Below are 960 nucleotides of genomic sequence, written 5' to 3'. Positions count from 1 at the left end.
GCATGGATAAATACACCAGCCCTACCGCGTATGCGTGGGGCACCTTTACAGCTATTTTCGGTGCCTGGTCATTAAACGATTGGGCGATTGTCGTCGGTATTATCTGCACGGTCGGTACATTCGCCGTGAACTGGTACTACAAGCACCGGGAGCTCAACAGACGTGAAAAAGACGAGTAAGTTAACGGCGGCTGTTATCGGTCTGGTGCTTTCCGGTGCGGGTGCCACGGCAATATTGTCTCAGTTTCTGGATGAGAAAGAAGGCAATCGACTGTCTGCCTATCGTGATGCTGGTGGAGTCTGGACTATCTGTCGTGGGGTGACTCGCATTGATGGCGTTCCCGTTCGGCAAGGTATGAAGTTAACATCGAATCAGTGCCAAGACCTCAACGCCAAAGAAGCAGAACAGGCCATCGCATGGGTAAAGCGCAATGTCAAAGTGTTACTGACTGAACCCCAGATAGCAGGTATTGCCAGTTTCTGCCCGTACAACATTGGCCCCGGTAAATGCTTCTCTTCCACGTTCTACCGTAAGTTGAATGCCGGAGACAAGAAAGGGGCCTGTGCCGAAATCAAGCGTTGGATTTTTGACGGTGGCCGAGATTGCCGACAGACCAAAGGCCAGACTAATGGCTGTTACGGTCAAGTTGAGCGACGTGCTCAAGAGTCAGAATTAACGTGCTGGGGGTTGAGCGATGAGTAATTATTGTCAATTGGTGCGATGTAATAACTGTCATCGAATACACCCTTGGGCACCATTTGGTGCTGGATTTGAAAATCTTCATCATCATGATCGTTTTTGTAAACGCTGTGGCGAATTTGCAGGTTATTACGATTCAGTGGAAACGTGGATCTCTATTGTCAAATGGTGGAACCCTCGGACATGGGGTCGTGGGCATTGGGTGAAGAAAGAATGAAGCTCACACTAACCCACTACACGATCATTGTTCTGTTTGTTACC

Annotated in this window: 2 protein-coding genes; both read left to right on the top strand. The window is 49.2% G+C overall.

Features of this window, described 5'->3' with window-relative positions; genetic code table 11:
* Positions 1-2: 2 nt before the first annotated feature.
* Positions 3-179 (top strand): phage holin family protein, encoded by a 177-nt coding sequence (locus tag PSI22_RS21260; protein ID WP_273581461.1) that lies wholly within the window; start codon positions 3-5, stop codon positions 177-179.
* Entirely contained in the window at positions 163-702 is a 540-nt protein-coding gene (locus PSI22_RS21255; protein WP_273581460.1) for a lysozyme, read from the top strand. The genes PSI22_RS21260 and PSI22_RS21255 overlap by 17 nt, the downstream gene beginning before the upstream one ends.
* Positions 703-960: the final 258 nt, after the last annotated feature.

The sequence above is a fragment of the Xenorhabdus aichiensis genome (assembly GCF_028598775.1).
Lineage (GTDB): Bacteria > Pseudomonadota > Gammaproteobacteria > Enterobacterales > Enterobacteriaceae > Xenorhabdus > Xenorhabdus bovienii.
The sequence above is the reverse complement of the archived record's forward strand: the minus strand, read 5'-3'. Positions and strand labels throughout refer to the sequence as shown.

Bases quoted from the DNA above. Each gene is read 5' to 3' on its own strand.
- PSI22_RS21260 (WP_273581461.1), top strand. From the start codon at position 3: ATGGATAAATACACCAGCCCTACCGCGTATGCGTGGGGCACCTTTACA.